This window comes from Caballeronia sp. LjRoot31 (genome assembly GCF_964253885.1).
GTDB lineage: Bacteria > Pseudomonadota > Gammaproteobacteria > Burkholderiales > Burkholderiaceae > Caballeronia.
The window spans coordinates 303,599-329,648 of the sequence record NZ_CAXURX020000003.1 but is presented as its reverse complement, the minus strand read 5'-3'; the positions used below and the strand labels follow the sequence as shown (position 1 = coordinate 329,648).

The window sequence follows — 26,050 nt, the reverse complement described above, 5'->3', positions numbered from 1 at the left end:
CCTAGCCGGTCATGGCGCACACCATCGCCATCATGTCCTTCACCGTTCAACAATCCACCGGTTCAAAAGCAGCGCAATATGACGAGCTTATTGCGCAGGCGCGCTCGCTTCTCAGCGATGAAACCGATCGCATCGCCAATGCCGCCAACTTTTCGGCGCTGGTGTATCACACGCTGCCCGACCTGAACTGGAGTGGTTTTTATTTCTTCGATGGCGTCGAGCTCGTCGTGGGTCCCTTCCAGGGCAAACCGGCGTGCGTTCGCATCGCGCTGGGAAAAGGCGTATGCGGCACGGCCGCGCAAACCCGGCTCACACAGGTTGTGCAGGACGTTCACGCGTTTCCCGGACACATTGCGTGCGACTCGGCTTCGCAATCGGAGATTGTCGTGCCTCTCGTTGCCAAGGACGGCAGCCTGGCCGGCGTCTGGGATGTCGACAGCCCTTCGGTCGGCCGCTTCGATGCGGACGATGCCAAAGGAATGGAAGCGCTATGCCAGGTATTCATGGAACTGGCGTGGGAGCCGCGGACATCGGCGTAAGGCTCTCATCGAGCGTTAGTCTTGACGACAAACCCTGCAAGGTCGGCACGCACTGAGCGAGCCTTCAGCCATTCGAGCGGGATCTGCCATAGCGACGTTTCGAAGCGGCTATGGAAAAACGAAAAGTGGCCGATCTCGCGATACCCCATCGCTTCGGGCGGAATACGCAGATGGGTGATCGGGCTGTTCCTGAAGTAAGCAAGCAAACGTTCGATGGCCGATACCGTGCCAAATTCGTCATCGGTTACGCTGAATGCGAGTATTGGCGCATGCAATGCGGCGAAACCTTTGACCAGCGTCGCGCGCTGTGCTTCCGTCAGGGCGTGCGGACCGTGCCGGAATGCATCCTCGAACCTGGGTTGCGGCGCGGTCCAGTCGCGCACCACGCCGCGCGGGGTGTCTTCCATCCAGCCTAGCGTGCCACCGGGAAAATAGCCGAGTGCAGCCGTGAGCGCCGGCATGATTACGTGCCATTTGATCAGCATGCCGAATCGTTTATGACTGGCGTAGTCGCGCCAATGGGCGAATTGCGCGCCCATGGTGAAAACGCGGTCAATCAGATGATTCGACGGAGCCAGTCCCACCAGGACGCCGCCTATGCTATGGGCGACGACCTGTACAGGCTGGCGAGCAAACGTGCTGGATGCCATGCGCAATACGGCTTCGAAATCGAGACGTCCCCAGTCCAGCCATCCTGCTTGCAAACTGCGAAGCGACGCCGGGCGAGACCCGCCGATGCCTCGATAATCGTAGGTGATGACATCGAATCCGTGTGTGTGCAGGAACGCGGCGAAGCGCGAGTAGTAGCTGCATCGGACCGATGTGGCCGGGTTGATGATGACCACGGGCCTGGGTCCGCCCGCATCGGGGGCATCGTGATGGCGCCATATCTGGCCCTTCAGCGCGTAGCCGTCACCGGCGTGTATCGTGACCGGCGTAGGCTGGACATCACTCATAGTTGTTTTTCTCGTTTGGGGAGTTCGTCGGTAGCTTGAATATACAGTCGTTCATCGATGGGTCATGGAAGTCTTACCGAAGGACGAGCCATGCGGCGCACGGAAAGGTCATCACGCTGGCGATCGTGGACAAAAGAATGGCCGCTGACACTCGTTGCGGATCGGCGTCATACCGCTGCGCGAGCACGTAGATATTCCCGGCTGAGGGCAAGCACGCAATCAGAACGCCTGCTTGCACCCAGAACGCATCGAGCGCCATCACGTGCCCGAGAACAAACCATGTGAGCAGCGGGTACAAGACCAGTCAGGAAGAAACCAATCATTGTTGCAGGTCGCTGCGTGCTTCGATTGCCTTGAGCACGGCGACCATGTCGGCTTCCCCGAGGCCCAGTCCAAGCGTTTCGCCATAGAGCGCGTGGCAGACGTCCAGCAGCGGGGAAGCGATACCGTTTTCACGCGCCGCCTCGCCGATCAGGCGGTTGTTTTCCAGCACGTTGGAAATCGCGGCCTGCACCGCGAAATCCCGGTCGATGAGTTTCGGCGCCTTCACGCGTGATACATCGCTCGCCATGGGGCCGGCATTCAGCACGGCCAGGAACCGGCTGAGATCGAGTCCATTGCGCTGGGCGAAATGCACAGCTTCGGCCAACCCCGTGACGAGTGCAATCAGGAACAGGTTGACCGATAGCTTCATCAGAAGGGCGTTCGGAACGGGTCCGCACACCATGGTCTCGCGGCACATCGGGGCGAGCTGCGGGCGGACGGCTTCTACGGCATCCGCATCGCCCGCCACCATGGCGACGAGCTGGCCCGCTTCGGCGGGCTTGCGTGATCCCGACACGGGAGCCTCGACGTAATGCCCGCCAGCCGAGTGGATATCGGCTTCCAGACCACGCGAGTAGGCCGGCGAGGTAGTGCCCATGTGGACGATCGTACGGCCCTGTACGCGGGACACGAAGGCGGGGCAGCCACGTTCGAGGACCGCGTCAATGGCGGCGCCATCGACCAGCATCAGGATGACGGTCGGGGCACGCGCGAACACCTCAGCCGCATCTTGTGCGAGCTCTGCGCCGGCAGCGACGAGGGTCCCGGTTTTCGCAGGCGTGCGGTTCCAGACCACGAGCGGCGTGCCGGCTTTCGCGAGGTTCAGCGCCATCGCTTCCCCCATCGCGCCGAGTCCGATGAAACCGACTGTCCGTGTTGTCATGGCGTTGCTCATGATGGGTCCCCTGGCGTGACAAAGCGTGAATCGCACTGTATTCCGCCAGTTCGCATTAGAGAATCGATACTTATTGATGCAACGCATTACGATCCATAATATGTCCATGACCCAGAATCTCGACATCAATCTCGTGCGGACCTTCGTCGCTGTGGCGGACCACGGCAGCATGACCGTGGCCGCGAACAGCCTTCATCTGACGCAAGGGGCGGTGAGCCAGCAGATCAAGCGGCTCGAAGAATCGTTCGATTGCAGTCTGTTCGAACGAGAGGGACGTCGCCTTGAGCTGACCCGGATCGGCGAACGTTTTCTGGGCAAGGCCAAACGCCTGCTTGGAATGAACGACGAAATCTGGGCGGATATGGCAACGCGTCCGCTACAGGGACCGCTGCGGATCGGCGTGCCGTATGACCTCGTCGGAACGTGCTTCCCGCCCATCTTCAAGGCGTTCGCGGAGGCCTGTCCTTACGTGGAGATATCGCTCATGTGCGCAACGTCGCCTGAGCTCTCCAGGGCGCTTGCCAGCGGTTCACTCGACCTGGCTGTCATAGAAGCCGCCACGGACGAAGCGGCGGGCGAATGCCTGCGGGTCGAACGACTTGTGTGGGTGGGTGCAAGAGGGGGAATGGCGCATCTGAAGCGGCCGTTGCCGGTCTCGATCGTGGCGGAGTCCTGCGCGTTCAGGCCGGTGGTTCTACAAGCACTTCGCGAGAAGAATCTCGAATGGCGAAGCGTGTTCGAGAGCGGCAACATCGAGGCGACAACGGCGACGGTGAGAAGCGACCTCGCGATCACGGCATGGTTGGCGTCTACCGTCCCCGCCGACATGGATATCCTCAATACAGATACCGGCATGCCGGCGCTGCCGAACTTTGCGATCAGTCTGCATTTGCCGGCCAACGGCGGGCCGGCGGCGCGAGCATTCGCGCAATATGTTCGCGACGGTGTGTTGCGATGGTCTTGAGCATGTGCAACGGCATTGCAATACACCTATAGACGAAGACCACGAAGGCACGCCGCTATTCCTGCTCGATGTGCGGCATCTACAGCTTCCATCGGCGGCGCGCGGACGATTGATTTGGGAAATAGTGACGCGGGGTTGTCTGCGTTTGAAGCCGATCAGGATCGGCTTCAAACGCACGCGCTAAAGCAACTGCCAACGTTCCAGTTCTTCTGCCAACGCTTCGGCGCTGACGAACTTGTATCCGTGCAGACCGGCATTGATCGCGCCGGCTACGTTGGTGTCCGTGTCATCGATGAAAAGAGTTTGGTCCGCGCCCACGCCGAGTTGCTCGAGGCAACGAAGATAGGCTTGAGCTGCCGGCTTCGCTGCACCGAACGATGCGGATGCGTATACGTGAGGACCGAAGAGTTGCGCAACGGCAGGATTCAGATACCCGATGTAATCAGTGACCAGGCGGCAATTGTTTGTCAGCACCGCAATCCGGCAGCGTTCCGCCACTTTTGCGGCGAGTGCGAGTACTTCCGTATAAGGCGTGATTGACGCATGCCGGGCCGCCAGCCAGTCGTCGCGGCTGATAGGGCCGCCTAGCAGGTCGCCCAATGCGCTCAGATATTCGTCGTCGCTGATCTGTCCGGCATCGGCGCGCGCTTCGAGTCCGGACCCCCAGATGGCGTGACGCACGGCGTCGGGCGGCTGACCTGACACGGCCGACAGATGATCGACTCGTGCGGAGCGGTCGTAGTGAGACAGTACGCCTTCCATGTCGAACAGGACTAGCGCGGGGGATGCTGTCATGTTGTCAGCCTCGCGGAAAAAGGTTCCAGAAGGCGAAGCATTCATCGGGCAATATGCCTTGATGCCGCTGGAGATTCTATTGTGTCTCGACGAAAAACACCGTGGCTAGACAGACATCCGGTTTTTGGACGTCCTTGAACAATGCCGAATCAAACTTGTTCAGCCATGAGCGACTTCAACGCAATGCGCTGGGACGGTTCAATTTTCTCGAACTCCAGGCCATACGCGCCGTTGATACCCTGTGCGTCGACCTCATGGACATGCCGAACTATTGCGTCGCAGTCGATGTTGACGTCGGTGTCGTCCGTGTGGAAACGAAACGACAAGCGGAGCCGGTCGTCGAGACTTGCAGTCGGCTCAGCGACGGCTAACGACATGCCGAAAGGGCTGATGTCGCGAATCAGGCCGAGTTGAGGGGTGCGCTCCTCGCAGCTCGCGTTGAAAAAATGCGCGGGCATTCGCGTGGTCATGCGCACGAATTTGCGGGCACGCAAGCGGCGAATATTTCCCGGTTCCGACAACACGAGGTAGCGAAACGGTTCGTGGCATACGGCGTCGACAGTGCACGCGAATTGGAACACGGACCGCGTTGTCAGCGCGACAAGCTCGACCTGCTCGCCACGTGCGAGGTCCAGCGACTGATGGCCTGAAATGACGGGTTGCGTGATAAATACCGCGCGGGCGCGGCGCGCTCCCGGCGTGGAGAAACCAATGACACGGCTCGAATACATGGCGGACCCCGGGGCCGCACGCAAGCCCAGGCGTGCACCGATCTTCAGGCCGATATTGTCGAGTGTGAGATGCCCGGAGGACTCATCGCCGGGCGACCCTGCGTTTGCGTTTGCGGTCTGCGTCGAATCATTCGCGTTATGTGCGCCTGCCTCTTCAAACTTGTAGGGTTCGAAGTTCTCGAACAGGAAACTTCGCGCGGCCAGGTTCGTTACTGTGGTGCCGGCTTCGAACAAGAGCGCGCCATCGACACCAACGATAGACCACACGAGCGGTTCGCCCACCGGAACTTCGTTGGGCGAGAGACGGCTGGACGCTGAAGGTGATGGCAAAACGGAAACCTCGTTGGTCATGGTCTGGGTGGGGAGGGTCGAAGCAGCGATAATCGTCTTACTGGTGAGGCTATCCAGATATCGAGGGGCGCACGAAACCAGAGTGGTCAGCCGCTTGGTTCCCGGTGGCTGAAATCGATGCAACCCGGCACAGACGCATACATATTAATATATTCTGCGACTTAATAAGCGCTGGGTCTGGCGCGCGGTGCGCACCTGTTCGGTATAGCGGAAGGTGCGTAGACCCGGCTCCGGAGCATCGCCGCCGGGCGTGGGGTTGTAGGTGAGGGGGCCGCCCTCGATCTCGCCGTGCACGTAGATACGGTCGCCGTGGATCAGGTGGTGCCCCTGGGCGCTATGGGCGAAAGCGTAATACAGGCCTTCTTCGGCGGCCAGACGTGCGAGAAAATCCAGATCGGTCTCGCCGGGTTGCACGCAGTACTCGCGGGGCAGGTGCTCGCAGAACAGCAACTGCTCGTAGTCGGTGACGCCCTGGGCCTTGAGCACGGTCTGCAGGATCTGCGGCACGGACTGCTGCTGGAAGATGCGCCAATCCGAACGCAAGCCCGCGTGAGCAAGGGTCGGCTCGACCACCGCGCGGTAGCGGGTACGTCGAAACCCGGTGTCGCCCTGCGCGAAGGTGCTGACGATGCCGTGAACGTAGCGCACGGGCTGTTCGCCCTGATAGAGGGTGAACAGCGCGGGCTGGTCGAGGATCTGGCCGAAGTCGACAGCGGGGTCGCTGCTGGAGAGCTCGAGGGTGAGCGCAAAGGGCGCGGAGAGCGCTTCGTCGAGGTCGAACTCGATCACATCGAAGGTCACGCCGCTGGCGGGCTCAAAGGTAAAGCGCAGATCGGACTGGCGTGGCATGGAAGCCTCTTTGCAGATTCGTTAGTTCAATGTTTGATGTGTATCTGGCAAACGTGGCACGTTCAAACAGACACTTCGTGTCCCGTCTACAGTGCCTTGACCAGTCGCTAAATGACCGAGCGTCCGTCGACTGCCACGTCATATTGCCTTCATCAAGCGCCACATGACGCACTCGCCGCCGACACGTGGCATGGGCACGCCATAAGCGACGGTTTGCGGGCCGAGTGGGCGATCCAGGCATTCCCACACGCCGGGATAGGGGCACGGTGTATCTGACGGCACGCGCAGACCGCCGCGTAGCTCGTCAGGCTCCGGCGCGGCACTGGTGCGATCGGGCGTCTGGAAGACGTAGCCTGCTTCTTCTTCGGGGAGGCTGCCATCAGCGTAGCGGTTGTCTTGCCACAGCAAGCGCCAAGTAACATCCGCGTCTGGGTTGGCATCCGCCGTTTCGAGCGAGGCTTGCGGCGCTTTGGAGCCGCCGTGCAAATAGGCCATGCAGCCGATGATCGGGAGTGGGCCTTCCGGCGGAGGTGCGCCAAACAAATAAAGGCCTTTGGGCTTGGGCACCTCGACCGGCTCCCAGATACCCGTGCATGGAACAGATTTTCCAGTAGCTACCAAGGTGGGCTGGGCTGGAGCATGCACCTCAGGCAATACCTTGGGAAAGGTCATCTTGGGGAGATGTTCTTGTAGATATACACCATAGGCCGTCGAGGACGGTTCACCGAGATACTGAGGCTCAATGATGTCGGGCGAGCACTCTCCCCACGCCTCGTTCAATCGATTCACCGCATACTCGAATTCTGCCCAATGTGGCGTGCGGTCTTTATCGACGTAGGTGTCTCCAATTTCGATGCGCCACAGCAATGAGGACCAGTAAGATGGCGTACGGTCCGCCAGCACGAACTCGCCGTTGGCGTCGTACTTGAATACTCGCTTGTCACCCAAGCGCAGGCGGCGCGCACCTTCCTCGCAGTGGGCTAGGCCTTTCAGGATGCTGATCAGGCGATCTTCCGTGATGGCGGTGTTGTTGACACAGCCACGTTCACTCGCTACCTGCACGCTTCGCTCGGCCACCGTGGCCCAGTGGCGGTAGTAACCCAGGATGCGGTTCCAGGCGGTGTAGGAACTGATGCGCTTGAGCCAATAGAAAATCTGTTTTCGCTCCAGCTCGCTAGGTAGCATGGCGCCTTGCGGTAACTCATTCATGGATGGGTCTCCGTGGTCTTGCTGGTTTGCTCGCGCGCACCCAGCTTCATGGTCTGTACTGTGCCGGGACCTGGCAGATGCAGATACCCGTAGATACCGTTGGCATCTTTCCAGTTAGTAGGGCGGATTTCGAAGGCGATGCCCGCCACCGTGTCGACCCGAGGAAAGGTTTTGCCGGTTTTGATGGCTTGGTCACCGAAGAAATTGAGCTGTTTTACCGATTCGGGCGGAAGAAAGAAAAAGCCTTGTGTTCCGCCACCCGGCAGATATTGGCCCGGAATGTCTTTGCTGACTTGTTCAGAAACCGTGCCGACGGCCGCCTTGGGGCCATGATCCGCGGTCACCTTGCCAGTGACTATGTAACCGTCGCGGTTGAACTCATCCAAGACCGCCGCTTGTTCTCGCCACGTCTTGGCATTAGCTGGTGCTTCACCGATCCACCACCAAGCGCCACCGGCGGATGTGCTGTCTATTGTTTTGCCCAGCGTATTACCACTCGGCCCAAAGAAGCGCGCGACCTGTTCATCCGTGGCCAGGGAGCGATTGACAATGCGCCGGCTATACGCGGCCACCGCAGTGAGCTGCCCCTTTTCCGCCCTCTTGGACAAATCCGGATAACCCTCCTCGGGCGAATAATATTTCTTATAAATATCCGGGCGGTCTGCGGGCGCCGCGTTTTGCGTCCAGCCACCGCGCGCGGAGCGCACCGGCAACGGCCCATCCTCGCAAGGTGCACGCGTGGCCGTCGGCCAATGGCTGGTGCGCTCTACGCATCTCCGTCCACCTGCGGTGATGGCATATCGCACAGATCATCAATCGCTTTAGGAAACCGCGTATATGGAACGTTGTACTGAATCCAATCCGCCAAGCTGTCGGGAAAAACCATGGTGATCAGCCAGAACCCTTTCCAGAACACCAGCCACGGTGAACGCCAACGAGACTTAGCCGTCGGCAAGTCTTCGCGGAATTTGGCCGCCCATTCGTGGAACTGGCGAGTGAACGCTTGCGTGCGTGTACCGCGTTTGGGCACGGGCGGTGGTAACAGCAAACCGTCGGGCCCATCGGCCATAAACTGCTGCAAGTAATCCCATAGCTGTTTGGCCGATTGCCCCTCGTCGCGCCAGCCGAGGTTGCCGCACACAATCAATCGCTCACGCGGTGGTGTGGTGGACGTATCCAGTCCCACCAAGTACAGCGGATGGCGGGTGGTGTACACACCCATGCTGAGCAAGGGCATGAAGCCGGCCAGCGGTACGAGGCGATCCCAATCCAATGTCACCAGATCTTCCTGACCGGGTGCCACGTAATAGAGCTTACGTGTGCCGCGATGCAGGCGGATGAAGGTGCCACGGTTACTTCGTGCGCCACTGCATAGGTAGATAACAAGTGCGAATACGACGATGAGCCATGGAATAAAAATGATCATTAGCCAGTCATGCGCGCCCTGTGGCCCCTGGGGGTTTGCTCTCGAAAAAGTAAACAGAGCCCAAAGGAAACACGAGCCAACGACAGCTATTTCCATTGATCTTCCTATCCACCCTGCCGCCAACTCGCGATTGCCGGTGTTGTCCGCTGTTTGCAACTCCACACATTGGTCATTGATGCGGCGTACGCCGAGGATCTCGCTCACTTCCCACGGCATCGTCTTGCCTGCCTCGCCCGTAAGTACACCACGCTCCAGGCGCGTGGCGCCTACGAACAAGCTCGGCGGCAAGCGTTGAATCGTTTCGTTGGCGGCCGTGCTCATACCGGCACCCTCATCGGGGCCACGCGGTCCGACTCGGTGGCGCCTTCGCGCGTGAACACCAGCGGCTTGGGTGCGTCGGGCTGCTCCAGCGCGATGTCGGGCATGCGACCTGGATCGGGGCGATAAAGGTAAATCACTTCCGCCTGGGCGTCCTCATGCATGGCGATCTCCCAGCCACGTTCCACACCATAGTCGCTACTCAGGCGGCCCACCACGCATTGGCTATCGAGATTGAGGTTGAAGCCGCCCCGCGTGTGCGTGGCAGTAGCGGCGTCCACATTTTGCAGGCGCTGGCCGCGCAAAGTGATGGAAAGCTTGGCGCTGAAATCGCCACCACCATCACCAGGCAGGGTGCAGCGCAGACGCAAGGTGCCCGCATGGCCGTCGGCCAATGGCTGGTGCGCTCTACGCATCTCCGTCCACCTGCGGTGATGGCATATCGCACAGATCATCAATCGCTTTTGGAAACCGCGTATACGGCACGTTGTACTGAATCCAATCCGCCAAGCTGTCGGGAAAGACCATGGTGATGAGCCAGAACCCTTTCCAGAACACCAGCCACGGTGAACGCCAACGAGACTTAGCCGTCGGCAAGTCTTCACGGAATTTGGCCGCCCATTCGTGGAACTGGCGAGTGAACGCTTGCGTGCGTGTGCCGCGTTTAGGCACGGGTGGTGGTAACAGCAGGCCGTCGGGCCCATCGGCCATAAACTGCTGCAAGTAATCCCATAGCTGTTTGGCCGATTGCCCCTCGTCGCGCCAGCCGAGGTTGCCGCACACAATCAACCGCTCGCGCGGTGGTTTGGTGGACGTATCCAATCCCACCAGAAACAGTGGATGCCGGGTGGTATACACACCCATGCTGAGCAGGGGCATGAAGCCGGCCAGCGGCACGAGGGTATTCCAGTCCAATGTCAGCAAGTCTTCTTGTCCGGGTGCGACGTAGTAGAGCTTGCGTGTACCGCGATGTAGGCGGATGAAAGTGCCGCGGTTACTCCGTGCGCCACTGCACAAGTAGATAAGAAGTGCGAATATGACAGTGAGCCACGGAATGAAAATGATCTCTAGCAGAAGTTGAGCACCTATTTCCTTCCCTGGGTTCAGCGCGAACCATTTCACAACGATCCAGATGAAGATTGAGATGACAATCGCTATCTCCATCGATCTTCCTATCCACCCCGCCGCTAACTCGCGATTGCCGGTGTTGTCCGCCGTCTGCAACTCCATGCACTGATCGTTGACCCGCCGCACACCGAGGATTTCTCCCACCTCCCACGACGTCGTCTTTGTTGCCTCGCCGGTGAGCACGCCGCGCTCCAGACGCGTAGCACCCACGAACAAGCTCGGCGGCAAGCGTTGAATCGTTTCGTTGGCGGCCGTGCTCATACCGGCACCCTCACCGGGGCCACGCGGTCCGACTCGGTGGCGCCTTCGCGCGTGAACACCAGCGGCTTGGGTGCGTCGGGCTGCTCCAGCGCGATGTCGGGCATGCGACCCGGATCGGGGCGATAAAGGTAAGTCACTTCCGCCTGGGCATCCTCATGCATGGCGATCTCCCAGCCACGTTCCACGCCGTAGTCGCTACTCAGGCGGCCCACCACGCATTGGCTATCGAGATTGAGGTAGCCGCCCGGTGTGTGCGTGGCGGTGGCAACGTCCACCTCTTGCAGGGGCTGACCGCGCAAAGTGATGGAAAGCACGGGGCAGAAATCGCCACCACCATTACCCGGCAGGGTGCAGCGCAGACGCAAGGTGCCCGCATGGCCATAGGCCGACTCCCACGTGGAAACAAGCTGGGGACGGAATTGCAGGCTATGCCATGCCTCCATCTCCTGACTGAAGTTGTAGCGCTTGGCGGCGATGCCCCAGGCACTGTGGCTGAGCAGCAGCTCAACGGGACTTTGCTGCGCGCCAGACATGGAAAGATTGAAGTAGGCATAAGCACCCACGGCCACCACGGCGATGACAAACCAGCCCACGGGCGTGAGGCCCAGCACGGCCGCGGCAACTTCACCGCCGGCCGCCGCCGTGGCGAGGCTGGCGCTACCACCGGCCACCGTGGCCAATGCCAACACGCCCCCGGAAAGAGCGGAGCCCAGATAGAGATGCGCCAGCTCAGGATTGCCATCGTTGGAGGCGTTGACGGCTTTGATGCCATCGGCCACGGCCATAACAGCCGCCGCTGCGCCACCGGCGTAAGTCGTGCCCCATTTAAAGCCCAGTTTCACGATGGTACTGGCTAGCACCGCGTTACCCCGACGCGCCACGAACATGGAAATGCCTAGTGTGGTGATTTCAATGCTTGAGCCGACAATCCCGAGTGCAGCGCCGGCAATGGCAGCAACCGTCGCCAGATTCTGAGCTTTCCGTATATCTTGAACCGCACCCCGCATAGTCCAAAGCGCCAACACCCCACCAATACCGGTAAACGCCACCCCAGCAGGTGCCCGCAGCGGGTCGGCCTTGACGATGGCCGTATCACGCAAGCGCTTGAGATTGCGCAGCAGCGGATTGCCGGTAAGCTCCATAGGCCTAGACGGTGCGTGTGTCGCGCCGCTGACTGTCGCCGTGGCGATGGTTTCCCATTCAAATACTTCGATGCGCTCGTGGCCTTGTACCTGCGTGGTGCCGGAAAGTGGGCCGGGTGCCTGACTCATGTCCAGATGCCAGCGCGCAAAAGCATCAGGCCCCATGGCCATGTAGCCCTGCATTTCCAGCGTGTAACGCGCAAACTGGTCCGCTGTAACCTCGATAAACCCAAGCGTGACGTTGAAGCGCCGCTCTGCCACATGGCGCAGACGCAGCACTTGCACCCTGGCCTTTTCCATCGGTGCCGTGGCGACATAGTGCTGCACCATGCCTGCCAAAATGTTGGTGGCCGCCGTAGCGGCTCGTGTCTCCACGTACTTGTCCGCCACCGTGAAGGTCGCTTTGGTGATGTTGAGCGTGTGGTACAGGCGATCCATCAAGGGTATGTCACCTGCGCCCATGGCCAGCCAGAATGCACTGTCGCGCGGACGGGCCTCGATCAGTTTGGCCAGTTCCGCGAGGCCGTCGTCGGTGTGCACCGACGCGCCGATGCAGTTGAGCACGGCGATTTCGTAGTCAAACGCGTTGCGTACGCACGACAGATCGAAGGCGCTGAGTGCCTTGCCAAGTAGCTTGGCGCTGTCCAGCCAGCGCATCCAGGCGATGACGTCGAGGCCAGCGTTCTTGATCGGTACTTCGAAGGACTTGATCTGGTTTTCGTAAGCGGGCTTGAATGACTGCGCACCGCGTAGGTTCACCAGCCCCTTCTGTTTGTCGATGGCCTTTTTGCCGTCTGGTGTTTTGGCATCGGATGAGGCCTCGATCTGCTCGAAGTAACCATTGATCAACGCCGCACTTTGCAGCTTGTGCTTGTTATTGGCGGTGTAGATGTCGCGCTTCTTTACCTCAGTGTGGCAAAGGTAGTTGAGCTCGCTGGCGATACCGATGGGGTCTTGCAAGGCCACGGCCAGTGGCACGATGTCTTTGCGGGGCATTATGGCGATGTACATGCCATTGATAATGCGGTTGATGTCGGCGACCGATTCGGCGAAAGTGATTTCGCTCCAAGCGTAACCGTACGATGCACCATAACTGCTGGGCTTGACCAATTCGCTGGTGGCATTGCCCGCCAGTACAGCGTTAAAGGTATGCGGCTGCGCATCGCCGCCGGCCGGTTTTACATGGGTGGCGAGCTTGTCGCGCAGGCCACCCTGGTTGGTCTCGATCTTGTAGAGCGTGCGGTGGGTGAGGATGGTGTCGCTCACCAGCACATAGACCGTGCCTGCGGTTTTTTCCTCGGGTGCCAGCAGGTAGGGCTGTGCGCCAGCTTCATCGGGACGCGCGAAACTGCCGGGTGCATCGCTGTCGCGGTCTTTATCGTTCCACCAAATTTGCGCGAAGCGCACATCAGCGGTCACCTGATAATGCTGGGTCCACATGCGGTCGTCTTTCATGTAGCACAGGTAGACGTAGCAGCCAGGGCGCAGCACCCGCACGCCGTACGCTTTGACGCCCTGCAAGGCGGGGTAGTCCGCAGTGGTGAGCTTGGGAAACACCTTGGCATCGAAGGGTTTGTCGGTGATGCCGTAGCGCACAGGATAGACGGGCACGCCATGCTGGCAAGGCGGCGGTGAGATGGCTTTGCCAACCTGTTTTTCGCTGGGGTGCGGCGGTTGCAGGGCCTTCTTGTAGGCGTCGGTCATGGGGTGTCCTTACGTCACACTGGGCGCGAGACGCCGCAGGTGGTCTTCGAGGTCGAATAAGCGTTGTTGACCAGCGATGTGACGCTGGCCCAGGCGGGTACGCAACACTGTGTCGCGCTCGAACGGTTCTTGCGGGTAGGTCAGCCGCAGCGCCATGTAATGACGGGCATCGCGTTCGAGGTGTAGTCCGAGGTTGTTGGCTTCGCTGGCGAAGGCCGTTAACTGCTGCGCGAATTCGTTCCGGTCCAGCGCGGCGACCAGGGCGGGGTACTGCTGGGTGAGGCGGCGAGTGGTATCGCGCAGGAACCAGGCGAAGCTGGCTCGGTCCAGCTCGGCCTCATCATCCGCGCTCAGCGTGATGCACTGGCCGGACGCGAGCGGTAGCCCACCATTATGCGGCGTGTCGGCGCGCAGCCAGTCCGCGGGTTGCCTATCGCCGGCCCGCCAGATCATGGCGTCGATGGGGCCGAATAGTTCGGCCAGCCGTTGCGACGGCAACCCATCGCAAAGTTCTTCGAGCTGGCGCAGGGCGGCAAGACTGAAGCGCAATGGCAAGCCGTCGGCGGCAATGAATTGATGCAGCTGTTGCAAATGGCCGACCAGCACATCGTCGCCGGCCTGGCTCAGCAGGATGAGGCCTGCACTTTGCGGTGCCCAGGTGGCGAGAAAATGATCCAGTAGCGGCGCATCCAACGGCACCAGCATCGGTCCCTGACGGTAGCCAGGATTCTGGTATTCCCGCTCCGTGCCGCGCCAGATCCAGCGATGGTTGAAGCGATGGGTCACGGCCGTCACCTCGTTTTCCAAGGTGTCGCTGTGTGCGCCGTCGAGCCATAACCAGGCGCGTGCTCCGGTTGACAACTCTGTCCAGACAGGCTCGGTCAGTTCCTGTACGCGATGACGTGACCAGTCCGCAACGGGAGCGTCAGAAATGATCTGCATCAGACTATCCCTTTCCCACAGGGGCAGCGCTTGCGAGGGCAGGTGCCATCCGGCCGCATCGCACAGATGCGATCCATGGCCTGACCGGGTTGTGGTGAGCCGTTGAAAGACAGGCTATTGCCCGTGCCACTGGCCTGGCTGACCGGGCCTTTGAGCTTGATGGCGATGCCTTCCAGGGTGATGCCGCTGCTATCGATGGTGATGGTGCCACCGGGGCCACGCAGTGTCGCCACGTCGCCCGCCTGCAAGACGTAGCGCTGTGTCTTGAGCTCGATACTCTGTCCCGCCGTGAGCTGGTGATGGCCCTGGACGGTGTGCTCGACATGGCCTCCCACGTCGATAAGGTGGTTGGCGGTGGTCTGGTCTTTACGATGATTGCCGACCTGTTCGACCCGATCTTTGCCGATGGTGATGCTGTGGTTACGTTCAATTGTGAGGACTGCATCCTGACCGATGGTGTGGCGGCGATCTTTGCCAATGCTCACCTGCTCGTCGTTGCCTACCGTCTCGGTGCGGTCGTGCCCGATGGCGATGGTTTCATCATGCTCGACGTTCTCTTTGCGGTCGTTGCCGATCTGCGTGGTCTCGTCATGGTTGACGTGAATGTTCTGGTCCTTCTGCGCATGGACGTAGATTTCCTCCTGATCCTTCTCGTCCTCGAAGCGCAGCTCATTAAAGCCCTCGCCCTTGTGGGTCTGGCTCTTGATGGTGGTGCGCGTCTTGTGCAGGGGCAATTCGTAGGGCGGCGGATTGGTGGCCCGGTAGGTGCGCCCGGTGATGATGGGCTGATCGCAATCGCCATCCAGGAAATCGACGATGACCTCCTGACGAATTCGCGGGATAGCCATATGCCCCCAGGCGGTACCGGCCCAGTTCTGCGACACGCGTATCCAGCACGAACTGTGCTCGTCGTTCTTGCCTTCGCGGTCCCAGGGGAACTGGACCTTCACGCGGCCGAATTCATCGCAATAGATTTCCTCGCCGACCGGACCCGTGATGGTGGCGATCTGCGGCCCGTCGATACGCGGCCTGGTGAGCAGCGGCGCCTTCCAGTCCACCTGATCGGGAATCAGCGTGGCGGTATAGCTGTAGTGGGTGCCCTGAGCCGCGTCAGCACTTTCTTCCTGCTGGCTGCTGTGCTGCACCCCGTGGTGGTGGATACGCACAGACCGCCAGCCGCAGTTCCAGTCCTCGCGGGGATGGCCCGTGAGGTCGAAGGCCAGGCCGGGCACGAGACGCGCATCGTCGCCCGTGACCTCGGCGGTCTGCGCGTCACGGCGCAGGGCTGAGAGGCGGGTGGCGGTAAATGGCTGGCCGGCTGCATCGACCTTGTAGCGTCCGGGGTAGTCGTAGCGCTCGTAGTCGCGGCCCTGATGATCGAGGTTCGTGGCGTCGCTGCGGTGTTCCTGGTCGTACTGTGGATGCCTGAATGTGTAATCGCGCTGGGTCTGGCGCGCGGTGCGCACCTGTTCGGTATAGCGGAAGGTGCGTAGACCCGGCTCCGGGGCATCGCCGCCGGGCATGGGGTTGTAGGTGAGGGGGCCGCCCTCGATCTCGCCGTGCACGTAGATACGGTCGCCGTGGATCAGGTGGTGCCCCTGGGCGCTATGGGTGAAGGCGTAATACAGGCCTTCTTCGGCGGCCAGACGTGCGAGAAAATCCAGATCGGTCTCGCCGGGCTGCACGCAGTACTCGCGGGGCAGGTGTTCGCAGAACAGCAACTGCTCGTAGTCGGTGACGCCCTGGGCCTTGAGCACGGTCTGCAGGATCTGCGGCACGGACTGTTGCTGGAAGATGCGCCAATCCGAACGCAAGCCCGCGTGAGCAAGGGTCGGTCCGACCACCGCGCGGTAGCGGGTACGTCGAAACCCGGTGTCGCCCTGCGCGAAGGAGCTGACGATGCCGTGGACGTAGCGCACGGGCTGTTCGCCCTGATAGAGGGTGAACAGCGCGGGCTGGTCGAGGATCTGGCCGAAGTCGACAGCGGGGTCGCTGCTGGAGAGCTCGAGGGTGAGCGCAAAGGGCGCGGAGAGCGCTTCGTCGAGGTCGAACTCCACGACGTCGAAGGCCACGCCGCTGGCGGGCTCAAAGGTAAAGCGCAGATCGGATTGGCGTGGCATGCGGGCCTTCTGGAGAACTATGAAACGGAACCGATACCGCTGTCCTGTGGTGGACAGCGGGACCCTGTTGGGACTCAGGATTCCATCGGTTTGCGCCAGTCGTCGGACGCTTCAGTACCGGCGATGGCATGGGTCCAGGTGATCTTGCGGTAGGCCACGGAGGTCTTGATCAACTGGGTGTAGTCGGACTTCGTGCTGTCCTGGGCATGGGGGAGCACTGTGTTGATATCAACGATGGTGGCGTCTTCGAGCGTCGTGGTGAAGAAGTGCTCCTGCTTGCCATCAATGGAGGTGCGATACCACTTCACTTCCACCTTGGGCAGCATTTCGCCTGAAGCGAGCGACTGGTACATCAGCGGGATGGCCTTGTTCAGCGCGCAGGTGAACACGAACGGCTTATGCACGCGCTGCCCCGACGGCTGACCGCTTTGCGGATCGGTCGGGGTGGTGACGCGGTGCTCGATTTCCTGGACCAGGATCTGGTCTTCGTGACCTTCGACATAGATGTTGCCGACCGAATCCGAGGTGAAGGCGCCCTTGGTGATATTGCCTTGGGTCTTGCCGGTGATGCTGATATACGCGGGTGTTGGCATGGACAGATTTCTTTATTGTTAAGAGATATGGGGCACCCGGCTAGGTGCCGGCATTGATAAGGCAGGCTTTATGCCAGATCGCTATCTCTTTAATAAGGCTAATTAAAAACAATATGTTAGGTCCATGGGTGAAGCAAACTTGCGGACTATCTAGCCTAAAAACCGCTGAAAACCCGCTGTTTGCCGGAGCAATCGGGCAAGTGTTTGCTCGAATATTTTCAACTCATTGATAACAAAGAAAAATGATCGGGCAACTTATTGCCCGGTCGGGCAATAAGTTGCCTGCGGGTTTCGACGCGCAGGGCGATTGCACTAAAAGTTAAATTTCTATTCGCCATGCCAGCCGAGGAGTTGAGCGAGATAGCGGTCGTTCGCACACGCTTTCAGACGGCGAATCTTCAGCCCCACCTTGGATGTCGTATCGTGCTTGAGCAGGTTCATCACGATGCGCCGAAGGACAGCGAAGTTCTGCGCGGCGTTGTCCACCCGTATGCGGCACTGATCTTCGCCAAAGGCCATGTCCAATACCCAATGCATCGAGTTTTCTATGCGCCAGTGGGAACGTACGGCCTGAGCGATCGTGAGTGCGTTAGGCGGGAGGCTGCTGATGTAATAACGGCGCTCGGTTGAAACGGCACCGTTGATCTCACGCGTGGCCTCGACCATCGCCACTGAACGCAGCTTCGGCCAGCGAGACAGGGCGTCCAGTGCGCAGGGCGTGTACGACAGCGCCACGCAGCGGCGTGTTTCGATGCGCCCGTGATCCTTGCCAATCTCCACATGTTCGTCGCACTCGTAGGCACCCGGCCAGCGCTCCAATGCTGCAAAGGCCTCATGGACCCGGTCCTTGAGTTTGCCCTGGTTTCCCTTGACGGCCAGCACGTAGTCAGCCTCGCCGCCCACGATCTTCTGCGCAATGCGCTGCTGACACCCCATCGCGTCGATGGTGACAATTGCACCCTTAAGCAGCAGGGCATCGAGCAGTTCCGGAATCGCCGTGATTTCATTACTTTTGTCGGCCGTACGAACCTGCCCGAGCACCACGCCCAGTCCACAACCGTACGCCGAGACCAGGTGAATCGCACGCTCCCCCGCCCGCTGCGAACCCGGCACGGTCTTGCCGTCGATCGCCACGACCTGATCGACAAGCGCCGGACACAGGTGGCTCATCCAGCGGATAAAACATGCTTCGAACTGCTTGGAATTAAGCGACGCAAACACCCTCCCGAAGGTGTCGTGAGAGGCAATGCCGTGACGTTCGTCAGCGGCGTGCGACTCCACCTCAAGGACGATTCCATGCCACCACGCAAAGGGCGGCCTCAAATGTGAAGTACAACACCTGTCTCGTGGAAAATCAGGCGTTGCCTGTGCCGGAGATTGCGTATGCGCTCGAGGACGCGCTCAAACGAGGCGTGCATGTCGTCCTTCTCGTGCCGGGCGAGCCGGAGGAATATCTGGCCTTGTGGCGACAACGTCCTGAGCGCAAGCCATTTTTCGAGCGGCTGGAAGCACTTGGCAGATACGAGCATTTCACGCTGACGGGCATCGCGGGGCAAACGCAATCCGGTAGCCGGAAATACGTCTACGTTCACGCGAAGATCATGCTGGTCGATGACGCGTGGGCGACGATTGGCTCGTGCAACCTGCATGCGAATTCCCTGTTCGGGCACAGCGAGATGAATGCAGCGGTGTGGGATCGTGACGTGGTGCGAGCGCTGCGCTGTCAGCTTCTACTTGAGCATCTGGGGCAGGATACCGAGCATCTGGACGACCAGATGGCGATGCAGCTTTACCAACGTATCGCCCATGAAAATGCCGCCCGATGGAAGGCCGGCGATGTCGACTGGCAAGGTCTTGCATGCAGCCTGAATCCCGCGATGTATGGTGAATCTCAGGCGCGTTAGATGACACAAGCGCTGTGCATCACGGGGCCCGGCTTGTCGGTCGACGTTATCCCACCCAGAATAATCCGGATGCGCTGCACTCGGCGCGAATGAAATCCGCTATGAGCTTGACTCGCGCTACATCGTGCGAGTCCGCATGCGTGACCAGCCAGTAGGAGCGGCTGAGCGAGATTTCATCGGGAAGAATACGCACGAGGGTGGGATCGATGCGTGCGATAAAGCATGGCAACACACCGATCCCCGCGCCGCCGCTAACGGCCGCCGCCTGACTGATCACGTTCGAAATACGCACGGACGGCGTGAGCGACGTGGAGATCTGCGACAGGTAATCGAGCTCCGCGCTCCACATCAAATCTTCGACGTAGCCGATCCACGGATGATTGAAGATATCCTGAAACGTGGTGATGGGCGCATGGGTATCGAGATACTGAGGCGACGCATAAACCCCAAGGGAATAGTCGTTGAGCGGGTGTGCATAAACTCGCCCCTGACTTGGGCGCGTCATGGTTACTGCAATATCGGCTTCGCGTTTGGACAGGCTGAACATGCGCGGATTGGCAACCAGTTCTATCTCCAGGTCCGGGTGCATGGCCGTGAGCTTTGCAAGCCTCGGCGCAAGAAAGTAGGTCCCGAATCCTTCGGGTGTGCCGATTCTTACCGTTCCCGTTAATCCAACTGACGGATCGCCCAACCGCGCGTTGATGCGCAGGGCCAGGCTCTCCATTGCCTCGGCATCGGTCATCAGCCGTTCTCCTTCGGGCGTCAGCAGAAAGCCGACTGAACGCCGCTCGAACAACTGCACGCCGATGCTTGCCTCAAGCGAAGCAACACGCCGGCTTAGCGTGGAATGGTCTACGCCCATTTGCTGCGCTGCGACAGTGAGACGCCCTGCGCGAGCGACCGCGAGGAAGGCTTGCAGGGAATCCCAATCAAATCTTCGCATGGGGATTTTTGCACAGCGCAGTTGTGGAATTGCCCATTCTATTGCAAAAAGCGGGCTGCTATCTTTGACCTCATGTCCTTCCCCGATGAAGGCGCGCGGCTCGATCCCGGCATCACGAACCATGACGAACCGCGATTCAACCGTATGAATAAAGGAGACAGCATGTCGCTTATCGCGAAGCTTGAAGCCCGCGCCCAGGCAGGGCGTCCCGTCAGAGTAGGATTGATCGGCGCCGGCAAATTTGGTTCTATGTATCTGTCGCAGGCGCCGCGTACGCCGGGCATTCATCTGGTCGGCATCGCCGATCTTTCGCCGGCACGAGCACGCAGCGCGATGCAACGTGTCGGCTGGGAAGAAGCGCGTTATTCGGCGAGTTCGTGGGCAGAGGCTTTGCGCAGCGGCTCCACTTTCATCACCGACGACGCAGATGCAATGATCGCAAGCGATCACGTCGATATTGTCATAGATGCAACCGGCAGCCCCGCGGCGGGTATCCATCATGCGCTGCTGTGCTGCAAGCACAAGAAACACATCGTGATGGTCAATGTTGAAGCTGACGTGCTCGCCGGTCCGCTACTTGCGCGGCGTGCGGCGGAGGCGGGCATCATCTATTCGATGGCCTCGGGCGATCAGCCGGCATTGATTGCGGAACTGGTGGACTGGGCTCGCACGATCGGCTTTGACGTCATCTGCGCGGGCAAGGGCACTAAGTATTTGCCGGTCTATCATCAGTCGACCCCTGACACCGTCTGGAGCTATTACGGCTTCACGGAACAGCAGGTTGCTTCCGGCGACTTCAACGCGCAGATGTTCAACTCCTTCCTCGACGGCACAAAGTCGGCCCTGGAAATGGCGGCGGTATCGAACGCATGTGATCTGCGTCCGCCCCCTGACGGCCTGGCGTTTCCCGCCTGTGGCGTCGACGACCTGCCTGAGTTGCTGCGCCCGGCCTCCGAGGGCGGAATCCTTCCGCATCGCGGCAGCGTGGAAGTGGTGTCGTCGCTTGAACGCGATGGCCGTCCCGTGTTCCGGGACTTGCGCTGGGGCGTCTACGCCATTTTTGAAGCGCCCTCCGATTACGTCCGCGACTGTTTTGCGCAATACGGTCTCAAGACTGACAAGAGCGGGCGTTTCGCCGCCATGTACAAGCCGTATCACCTGATCGGTCTGGAACTCGGGGTATCGATTGCGAGCATTGCGGTGCGCGGTGAGGCAACGGGCGCGACCACGGGCTTCCACGGAGACGTTGCGGCCACCGCGAAGCGTGACCTGCGAGCAGGCGAACGGCTGGACGGCGAAGGTGGTCACACCGTCTACGGCAAGCTGATGCCCGCGGTGGACTCGCTGCTGCAGGGCGCGCTGCCCATTGGTCTCGCGCACAACATGGTGCTGCAGCGCCCGGTCGCGGCAGGGCAAGCAGTTCGCTGGAGCGACGTAGCCTTCGACTCCACCAAGGAAGCCGTGCGCGTGCGTCTGGAGATGGAGGCGCTGTTCCGCAAGGAATTGGGCGTAGAGGTGGCAGCCGAAAAACTCGCATCTTAAGCATCCCTGATCGATGGTCTGGCGTCCGCCCGGCCGCACTCTATAACGTCCGGCAAAGGACGACGGAGGAGACATGAGCCATATCAGCGAAACCCTTTTGGTGGCGCCCGCGGCGCGTACCGACGTGTATCGCAAGATCGGCTGGCGCATCATGCCGTTCATCGTGCTGTGTTATTTGTGCGGTTATCTCGACCGGGTGAACGTCGGTTTTGCCAAGTTGCAGATGCTCAACGCGCTGAACATGAGCGATGCCGTCTATGGCTTGGGCGCGGGCATCTTCTTCATCGGCTATTTTATTTTCGAAGTACCCAGCAACCTGATCCTGCATCGGGTTGGCGCTCGTCTCTGGATCGCGCGCATCATGATTACGTGGGCCATTATTTCCGCGCTCACGCTGCTGGTGAAAACGCCGATGCAGTTTTACACCGCCCGCTTTTTTCTGGGCGTGGCCGAAGCGGGCTTCTCGCCGGGCATCATGTTGTACCTGACGTATTGGTTTCCCGCGAGAAAACGGGGCTTTGCGCTTGGCGTGTATTACATCGCGATTCCGCTGTCGGGAGTGGTCGGCGGTCCGTTGTCGGGTTGGGTACTCAGCAACTTCAGCCATTCAACCGTCATGGCAGGATGGCAGTGGCTGTTCCTGATCGAAGCGATTCCGGCCCTGCTTTGCGGCATTGCGGTGTTAGCCTTGATGGTCGATCGTCCCACGCAGGCGAAGTGGTTGACCGACGATGAGAAAGCGTTGGTTACAGGGGAGATCGACCGGGAGGACTCAGAGAAGACGACGCATCACAATCTTGGCGCCATTCTTTCCGATCGCCACATCTGGAAACTCTGCGCTGTCTACTTCTGCCAGATCATCGGCTTGTACGGCATCAGCTTCTGGTTGCCGTCGATCATCAAGGACTCGGGCTTAAGTGATGTATCGACGATAGGCTGGTTATCGGCCATTCCATACCTTGTCGCCATTCCCGCGATCGTGCTCACTGGAATGAGCTCGGATCGCTTCCGCTCGCGCCGGATGCATTTTTCCGTGCTGGCTGTAATCGGCGCAATCGGATTCGCTGCGAGTGGCTACGTGGGTCACCACCCGACGCTCGCGGTGATCTGGTTGAGCGTGGCGGCTGCGGGCATATTGTCGGCGCTATCGCTGTTCTGGAGCATTCCATCGTCATTCCTTGCCGGCACTTCCGTGGCTGTCGGAATTGCTGGAATCAACTGCGTGGGCAACCTCGCCGGTTTTGTCTCGCCTTATGCGGTGGGATGGCTCAACGTGACGACGCACGACAATCGAATGGGCTTGTATTTTGTGGCCGCGTGTCTTGTGCTGGGCGCATTGCTGGTGCGAACTATCTCGGGGAAACTCGCGGATCGTTGATCGATACACAGGAGTCCGTCAGTTACCGTTGCCAAGGTTGGATGACTCACTTCTACGCGAACCCACCGCGCGCAAGCTTAATAGCGGCTTAGCGGCTTAGCGGCTTAGCGGCTTAGCGGCTTTCGGGGTGGCGGCTTTCCTTCCGCTATGAATCCATCGTGCATCTGAAGCATGAGCCCTCTGAGTGAGGCCAATTGCCGACGCGTTACGCGCAGTGAACGTTGAAACCCCGCCGCATTCAGCCGAGCGGCGACACGCCGATCACACGTGCATGGGCCCACAGCAGCACGAACGCGTACAGCCCCAATCCCACGACGACCACGATCACATCGTTCACCGCCGAAGCTGGCGCGGACGGCACCGGGTGGACGTGGGCGCGCCGGCTGACCGAGATCAGGTCTGCCACCGCCCAGCCGAGGAAACCGCCGAACAGCAGCAGATCGTTCAGCGTACCGTTGGCGAGTAAATGCGACACCGCCCACAAGATCACGGCGAGCAACATCGGATTGCGCGACAGGCGTTTAATGCGGCCCGGCAGATAAGCTGCAATCAGCAGAGGAAACACCGGCACCATGAGTAGCAGCGCGAGGTGCCGCAGCGCCATCGGCGGCATGTAGACCATGACCGGGATCTGTCGCGCGATGCCGTAACCGTAGAGCATCGCAACGAAACTCGCGATCGACGCCAGCGAATACAGTCCTTTCCACCCGTTCTCGCCCATCCGCCTGGCTTGCGCGTCTCGCCAGCGTGGCGCGACGATGGAGACGGAGTGAATACCGAGGAAAACCAGGAGACCTGCAACGAAGAGTGTCATAGGTTCGCTTGAATGTTGACGATGACAACATTTAAAATAAATGCTGTATCCGCATTCGTCAAGTTAAAATTGACGCCGTCAACATCGGTGAAAACGGATGACCATCAAGAAGATCAGCAAACAAGCCAAGCAAGCCAAACGAGCCAAACACGCATTAACCGACGCAGCCAGGCGTCCGTATCACCACGGCGCATTGCGTGAGGCAATGCTGGAGGCAGCCGAGCGCATCCTCGCTCGTGAGGGCATCGGCGGACTCACGCTGCGGGCCGCCGCGCGCGAGGCCGGCGCTTCTCACGCCGCGCCCAAGAACCACTTCGACAACGTGACGGGACTGCTCAGCGAGTTGGCCGCCGTAGGGTTTCGCCGCTTCGAGCGCCGCCTGCTCGAAGCGACCGCCGCGGCTGCCACTCCCGAGGCGCGGCTTGCCGCCCAGGGACGCGCCTACGTTGAGTTCGCGACGCAGTTTCCGGGTCTCTTCATGCTGATGTTTCGCAGCGAACGGCTCGACCTCGGACGGCCGGGTTTGCGCGAAGCGATGAGCGACGCATTGTCGGTGTTACGCGCAACGGTCGGGGCGCCACAAGGGCCCGACGCCGCCCTGCCCACGGACGGCGCCGCGCGGGTAGTCGCGGCCTGGGCACTTGTCCATGGGTTCGCCTTGCTACAGATCGACGGGCGTCTTGACGGCATAGTCCGTAGTTTGCCGGAAGGCATGGACGCAATGGCGCTGCTCGATGTCATTCTTAATGCGGGCGGCGGCCAATTAAGAAGTAGCGACCCTCTCGCGTGCCAGGAAAGATAAAAGGAACCGACGGCATTTCTTCCGGGTCGATTGATCGTTGGCATTGGAACGAAAATCCTGTGTCAGGAAATTCGATCGTACTTCGCTGGCCCGCATCGCGATTCCCTTTAACTTCATTGCGCCAGTGCTTACCGGACTCTTCAAGAAACGCCGCGACCCAATACGTCCCAATACGCTTCTCTGACAGTTAACTCGCCATTAAAGGACCAACGATGCTGAAAGAATTGAGTGATTTTGATGCTTTCATGGAGACGCTGGTCCGTGACTGGAACGTTCCGGGTATTGGCGTAAGTATTCTGAAGGACGAAGAGGTCCTGCTCGCCAAGGGATATGGGTATCGCGACCACGCTCAGAAGCTGCCATTACGCCGGCTACCGGCTTCCCGATTGCGTCGAACACAAAGCTGTTCACCGCCGTGGCGGCGGGCCTGCTGGTCGATCGCGGTCTGCTGAGCTTCGACCGGCCGATCCGCGATTTCGTCCCCAGTTTGAGCTTCTACGATAAATCACTCGATGAAGCGGTCACTCTGCGCGACATGCTGGGTCACCGGACTGGCGTGCCGCGACACGACATGATCTGGTACGAAGCGCACCTGTCGCCGAAGCAATTGTTCGAGCGGATCCGGTTCATGAAGCCGCCTAAGTCCGAAAACCACGTTTGAGTTTGCGATGGATGGAGGCCGCGTGACTGCATTGAGACACTGGAATTCACACGCCGAGATGATTCTGACGCGTATGGAGGATAACGAAATGATCGATGCCATGGAGGATGACGGGTCGATCTACGATTAGAGCGGGTTTCATTCCTCAACTCGGGCTTCTTGCGGCATCTCCCGATGGCGATTACGCTTTCATCGCCGTCGGGCTGTTATCGTTTTGCCGGGCGTCGTTTTTACAGAACGTATACGGTGGGAAGCGTTCTTTCAACACGGCAATTACCGCGTAAGGTCAACAATACAACCATACCAAGCGATCCGAAGACAGTACGGTTTTCGCAAGATCGAAACTATAAAAAGCGGGAGTGCTATGACCGGAGATGTTCAGGCTTTGATCGAAGAAATTCGACGCTACGCGGGAAACCGCGCGCAGGACGTGATGCGTGGCGCAGAAACGCCGGCGCTGGCTGCACTGATGATCGAGAAATTCGGTGAAGGTCTGGTAAAGGCGGGGTACTTGCTGGGAGTCGAACGGGCCGATGAACTCAAGCATGAAATCGACCGTCTGGTACGCGAGGTCGACGTGCAATACCCTACGCATCTTCAATACCGCTTTGAAGCGCGTCCAGCGGGACTGGCCATCAACGGCACGGCGCATTGAAGAGAATGGACGACCTCTGCAGCCACTGACGGTTCCAGAGTAGGATAGATCGCGCTTAACCAAATTCCCGGATGCGCCTGATCCCTGATTGTTCCCTTTCTCCA

At 59.9% G+C, this 26,050-nt stretch carries 27 protein-coding genes; 9 read left to right on the top strand and 18 right to left on the bottom strand.

Going from position 1 to position 26,050, the window contains the following annotated elements; translation table 11 throughout:
• The first annotated feature begins 11 nt into the window (after positions 1-11).
• Positions 12-539 (top strand): GAF domain-containing protein, encoded by a 528-nt coding sequence (locus tag ACSQ8V_RS30270; RefSeq protein ID WP_436208239.1) that lies wholly within the window; start codon positions 12-14, stop codon positions 537-539.
• Between the two features lie 5 nt (positions 540-544).
• On the opposite strand, the gene ACSQ8V_RS30265 is transcribed toward ACSQ8V_RS30270, so the two are convergent.
• The 3 genes from ACSQ8V_RS30265 to ACSQ8V_RS30255 form a co-directional block, all read right to left on the bottom strand.
• Positions 545-1,495 (bottom strand): alpha/beta hydrolase family protein, encoded by a 951-nt coding sequence (locus ACSQ8V_RS30265; protein ID WP_436208238.1) that lies wholly within the window; start codon positions 1,493-1,495, stop codon positions 545-547.
• Positions 1,496-1,568: 73 nt separating this feature from the next.
• A complete protein-coding gene (locus tag ACSQ8V_RS30260) occupies positions 1,569-1,793 on the bottom strand; it encodes a hypothetical protein (protein ID WP_436208237.1) in 225 nt (74 codons plus the stop codon).
• Between the two features lie 21 nt (positions 1,794-1,814).
• Positions 1,815-2,801: an NAD(P)-dependent oxidoreductase gene (locus ACSQ8V_RS30255; protein WP_436208236.1), complete on the bottom strand. Its 987-nt coding sequence runs from the start codon at positions 2,799-2,801 to the stop codon at positions 1,815-1,817.
• Positions 2,802-2,820: 19 nt separating this feature from the next.
• On the opposite strand from ACSQ8V_RS30255, the gene ACSQ8V_RS30250 reads away from it, so the two are divergent.
• Positions 2,821-3,678: a LysR family transcriptional regulator gene (locus tag ACSQ8V_RS30250; RefSeq protein WP_213764836.1), complete on the top strand. Its 858-nt coding sequence runs from the start codon at positions 2,821-2,823 to the stop codon at positions 3,676-3,678.
• Positions 3,679-3,858: 180 nt separating this feature from the next.
• Here the strand turns inward: ACSQ8V_RS30250 and ACSQ8V_RS30245 are convergent, their stop codons facing one another.
• The 13 genes from ACSQ8V_RS30245 to ACSQ8V_RS30185 all read right to left on the bottom strand — a co-directional run bounded on the left by ACSQ8V_RS30245 (position 3,859) and on the right by ACSQ8V_RS30185 (position 18,528).
• On the bottom strand, positions 3,859-4,473 hold the full coding sequence (locus tag ACSQ8V_RS30245; protein WP_436208235.1) for an HAD family hydrolase: 615 nt from the start codon (positions 4,471-4,473) through the stop codon (positions 3,859-3,861).
• 149 nt (positions 4,474-4,622) lie between these two features.
• Positions 4,623-5,534: a flagellar brake protein gene (locus ACSQ8V_RS30240; protein WP_436208234.1), complete on the bottom strand. Its 912-nt coding sequence runs from the start codon at positions 5,532-5,534 to the stop codon at positions 4,623-4,625.
• Positions 5,535-5,699: 165 nt separating this feature from the next.
• A complete protein-coding gene (gene tssI / locus ACSQ8V_RS30235) occupies positions 5,700-6,404 on the bottom strand; it encodes a type VI secretion system tip protein TssI/VgrG (protein ID WP_436208233.1) in 705 nt (234 codons plus the stop codon).
• Between the two features lie 138 nt (positions 6,405-6,542).
• Positions 6,543-7,613 (bottom strand): Imm71 family immunity protein, encoded by a 1,071-nt coding sequence (locus tag ACSQ8V_RS30230; RefSeq protein ID WP_436208232.1) that lies wholly within the window; start codon positions 7,611-7,613, stop codon positions 6,543-6,545.
• Positions 7,610-8,326: a hypothetical protein gene (locus ACSQ8V_RS30225; protein ID WP_436208231.1), complete on the bottom strand. Its 717-nt coding sequence runs from the start codon at positions 8,324-8,326 to the stop codon at positions 7,610-7,612. Before ACSQ8V_RS30225 ends, ACSQ8V_RS30230 begins: the two co-directional genes overlap by 4 nt.
• A 53-nt stretch (positions 8,327-8,379) precedes the next feature.
• The gene (locus ACSQ8V_RS30220) at positions 8,380-9,360 is read right to left on the bottom strand and encodes a hypothetical protein (RefSeq protein WP_436208230.1); all 981 of its coding nucleotides are present in this window, start codon (positions 9,358-9,360) and stop codon (positions 8,380-8,382) included.
• On the bottom strand, positions 9,357-9,773 hold the full coding sequence (locus ACSQ8V_RS30215; protein ID WP_436208229.1) for a hypothetical protein: 417 nt from the start codon (positions 9,771-9,773) through the stop codon (positions 9,357-9,359). The genes ACSQ8V_RS30220 and ACSQ8V_RS30215 overlap by 4 nt, the downstream gene beginning before the upstream one ends.
• The gene (locus ACSQ8V_RS30210; protein WP_436208228.1) at positions 9,766-10,746 is read right to left on the bottom strand and encodes a hypothetical protein; all 981 of its coding nucleotides are present in this window, start codon (positions 10,744-10,746) and stop codon (positions 9,766-9,768) included. Before ACSQ8V_RS30210 ends, ACSQ8V_RS30215 begins: the two co-directional genes overlap by 8 nt.
• On the bottom strand, positions 10,743-13,592 hold the full coding sequence (locus ACSQ8V_RS30205) for a toxin VasX (protein WP_436208227.1): 2,850 nt from the start codon (positions 13,590-13,592) through the stop codon (positions 10,743-10,745). The genes ACSQ8V_RS30210 and ACSQ8V_RS30205 overlap by 4 nt, the downstream gene beginning before the upstream one ends.
• Before the next feature lie 9 nt (positions 13,593-13,601).
• The gene (locus tag ACSQ8V_RS30200; protein ID WP_436208226.1) at positions 13,602-14,534 is read right to left on the bottom strand and encodes a hypothetical protein; all 933 of its coding nucleotides are present in this window, start codon (positions 14,532-14,534) and stop codon (positions 13,602-13,604) included.
• Complete coding sequence (locus tag ACSQ8V_RS30195; protein WP_436208225.1) at positions 14,534-16,654, bottom strand: type VI secretion system Vgr family protein; 2,121 nt, start codon at positions 16,652-16,654, stop codon at positions 14,534-14,536. Before ACSQ8V_RS30195 ends, ACSQ8V_RS30200 begins: the two co-directional genes overlap by 1 nt.
• Positions 16,655-16,728: 74 nt before the next feature.
• Entirely contained in the window at positions 16,729-17,247 is a 519-nt protein-coding gene (locus ACSQ8V_RS30190; RefSeq protein WP_436208224.1) for an Hcp family type VI secretion system effector, read from the bottom strand.
• A gap of 327 nt (positions 17,248-17,574) precedes the next feature.
• Entirely contained in the window at positions 17,575-18,528 is a 954-nt protein-coding gene (locus ACSQ8V_RS30185) for an ISAs1 family transposase (protein ID WP_436208223.1), read from the bottom strand.
• Between the two features lie 44 nt (positions 18,529-18,572).
• On the opposite strand from ACSQ8V_RS30185, the gene ACSQ8V_RS30180 reads away from it, so the two are divergent.
• The gene (locus tag ACSQ8V_RS30180; protein ID WP_436208222.1) at positions 18,573-19,151 is read left to right on the top strand and encodes a phospholipase D-like domain-containing protein; all 579 of its coding nucleotides are present in this window, start codon (positions 18,573-18,575) and stop codon (positions 19,149-19,151) included.
• 46 nt (positions 19,152-19,197) lie between these two features.
• Here ACSQ8V_RS30180 and ACSQ8V_RS30175 read toward each other — a convergent pair whose 3' ends face one another.
• Entirely contained in the window at positions 19,198-20,094 is an 897-nt protein-coding gene (locus ACSQ8V_RS30175; protein ID WP_436208221.1) for a LysR family transcriptional regulator, read from the bottom strand.
• A 162-nt stretch (positions 20,095-20,256) separates the two neighbouring features.
• Between ACSQ8V_RS30175 and ACSQ8V_RS30170 the strand changes: the two genes are divergently transcribed.
• Together ACSQ8V_RS30170 and ACSQ8V_RS30165 are read left to right on the top strand one after the other, a co-directional pair.
• Entirely contained in the window at positions 20,257-21,636 is a 1,380-nt protein-coding gene (locus tag ACSQ8V_RS30170) for an NAD(P)H-dependent oxidoreductase (protein WP_436185415.1), read from the top strand.
• A 73-nt stretch (positions 21,637-21,709) separates the two neighbouring features.
• Positions 21,710-23,014 (top strand): MFS transporter, encoded by a 1,305-nt coding sequence (locus ACSQ8V_RS30165; protein WP_436208220.1) that lies wholly within the window; start codon positions 21,710-21,712, stop codon positions 23,012-23,014.
• Positions 23,015-23,252: 238 nt separating this feature from the next.
• On the opposite strand, the gene ACSQ8V_RS30160 is transcribed toward ACSQ8V_RS30165, so the two are convergent.
• Positions 23,253-23,828 carry an NnrU family protein gene (locus ACSQ8V_RS30160; RefSeq protein ID WP_436208219.1) on the bottom strand — a complete coding sequence of 192 codons (576 nt, stop codon included), beginning with the start codon at positions 23,826-23,828 and terminating at the stop codon, positions 23,253-23,255.
• A 97-nt stretch (positions 23,829-23,925) separates the two neighbouring features.
• Here ACSQ8V_RS30160 and ACSQ8V_RS30155 point away from each other — a divergent pair, with 97 nt between their 5' ends.
• From ACSQ8V_RS30155 to ACSQ8V_RS30140, 4 genes are all read left to right on the top strand, one after another.
• Positions 23,926-24,630: a TetR/AcrR family transcriptional regulator gene (locus ACSQ8V_RS30155; RefSeq protein WP_436208218.1), complete on the top strand. Its 705-nt coding sequence runs from the start codon at positions 23,926-23,928 to the stop codon at positions 24,628-24,630.
• Between the two features lie 212 nt (positions 24,631-24,842).
• Positions 24,843-25,082, top strand: a complete 240-nt coding sequence (locus ACSQ8V_RS30150; RefSeq protein ID WP_436208217.1) for a hypothetical protein — start codon at positions 24,843-24,845, stop codon at positions 25,080-25,082.
• Positions 24,992-25,291 (top strand): serine hydrolase, encoded by a 300-nt coding sequence (locus tag ACSQ8V_RS30145; RefSeq protein ID WP_436209216.1) that lies wholly within the window; start codon positions 24,992-24,994, stop codon positions 25,289-25,291. The genes ACSQ8V_RS30150 and ACSQ8V_RS30145 overlap by 91 nt, the downstream gene beginning before the upstream one ends.
• A 364-nt stretch (positions 25,292-25,655) precedes the next feature.
• Positions 25,656-25,946: a hypothetical protein gene (locus tag ACSQ8V_RS30140; RefSeq protein ID WP_436208216.1), complete on the top strand. Its 291-nt coding sequence runs from the start codon at positions 25,656-25,658 to the stop codon at positions 25,944-25,946.
• The last annotated feature ends 104 nt before the right edge of the window (positions 25,947-26,050 follow it).

Excerpts from the sequence above, each read along its gene's own strand:
- ACSQ8V_RS30270 (WP_436208239.1), top strand. The coding sequence starts at position 12 with ATGGCGCACACCATCGCCATCATGTCCTTCACCGTTCAACAATCCACC.
- ACSQ8V_RS30265 (WP_436208238.1), bottom strand. The coding sequence starts at position 1,495 with ATGAGTGATGTCCAGCCTACGCCGGTCACGATACACGCCGGTGACGGC.
- ACSQ8V_RS30255 (WP_436208236.1), bottom strand. The coding sequence starts at position 2,801 with ATGCGTTGCATCAATAAGTATCGATTCTCTAATGCGAACTGGCGGAAT.
- ACSQ8V_RS30250 (WP_213764836.1), top strand. The coding sequence starts at position 2,821 with ATGACCCAGAATCTCGACATCAATCTCGTGCGGACCTTCGTCGCTGTG.
- ACSQ8V_RS30245 (WP_436208235.1), bottom strand. The coding sequence starts at position 4,473 with ATGACAGCATCCCCCGCGCTAGTCCTGTTCGACATGGAAGGCGTACTG.
- tssI (WP_436208233.1), bottom strand. The coding sequence starts at position 6,404 with ATGCCACGCCAGTCCGATCTGCGCTTTACCTTTGAGCCCGCCAGCGGC.
- ACSQ8V_RS30230 (WP_436208232.1), bottom strand. The coding sequence starts at position 7,613 with ATGAATGAGTTACCGCAAGGCGCCATGCTACCTAGCGAGCTGGAGCGA.
- ACSQ8V_RS30220 (WP_436208230.1), bottom strand. The coding sequence starts at position 9,360 with ATGAGCACGGCCGCCAACGAAACGATTCAACGCTTGCCGCCGAGCTTG.
- ACSQ8V_RS30215 (WP_436208229.1), bottom strand. The coding sequence starts at position 9,773 with ATGCGTAGAGCGCACCAGCCATTGGCCGACGGCCATGCGGGCACCTTG.
- ACSQ8V_RS30210 (WP_436208228.1), bottom strand. The coding sequence starts at position 10,746 with ATGAGCACGGCCGCCAACGAAACGATTCAACGCTTGCCGCCGAGCTTG.
- ACSQ8V_RS30205 (WP_436208227.1), bottom strand. The coding sequence starts at position 13,592 with ATGACCGACGCCTACAAGAAGGCCCTGCAACCGCCGCACCCCAGCGAA.
- ACSQ8V_RS30200 (WP_436208226.1), bottom strand. The coding sequence starts at position 14,534 with ATGCAGATCATTTCTGACGCTCCCGTTGCGGACTGGTCACGTCATCGC.
- ACSQ8V_RS30195 (WP_436208225.1), bottom strand. The coding sequence starts at position 16,654 with ATGCCACGCCAATCCGATCTGCGCTTTACCTTTGAGCCCGCCAGCGGC.
- ACSQ8V_RS30190 (WP_436208224.1), bottom strand. The coding sequence starts at position 17,247 with ATGCCAACACCCGCGTATATCAGCATCACCGGCAAGACCCAAGGCAAT.
- ACSQ8V_RS30175 (WP_436208221.1), bottom strand. The coding sequence starts at position 20,094 with ATGCGAAGATTTGATTGGGATTCCCTGCAAGCCTTCCTCGCGGTCGCT.
- ACSQ8V_RS30170 (WP_436185415.1), top strand. The coding sequence starts at position 20,257 with ATGTCGCTTATCGCGAAGCTTGAAGCCCGCGCCCAGGCAGGGCGTCCC.
- ACSQ8V_RS30165 (WP_436208220.1), top strand. The coding sequence starts at position 21,710 with ATGAGCCATATCAGCGAAACCCTTTTGGTGGCGCCCGCGGCGCGTACC.
- ACSQ8V_RS30160 (WP_436208219.1), bottom strand. The coding sequence starts at position 23,828 with ATGACACTCTTCGTTGCAGGTCTCCTGGTTTTCCTCGGTATTCACTCC.
- ACSQ8V_RS30155 (WP_436208218.1), top strand. The coding sequence starts at position 23,926 with ATGACCATCAAGAAGATCAGCAAACAAGCCAAGCAAGCCAAACGAGCC.
- ACSQ8V_RS30150 (WP_436208217.1), top strand. The coding sequence starts at position 24,843 with ATGCTGAAAGAATTGAGTGATTTTGATGCTTTCATGGAGACGCTGGTC.
- ACSQ8V_RS30140 (WP_436208216.1), top strand. The coding sequence starts at position 25,656 with ATGACCGGAGATGTTCAGGCTTTGATCGAAGAAATTCGACGCTACGCG.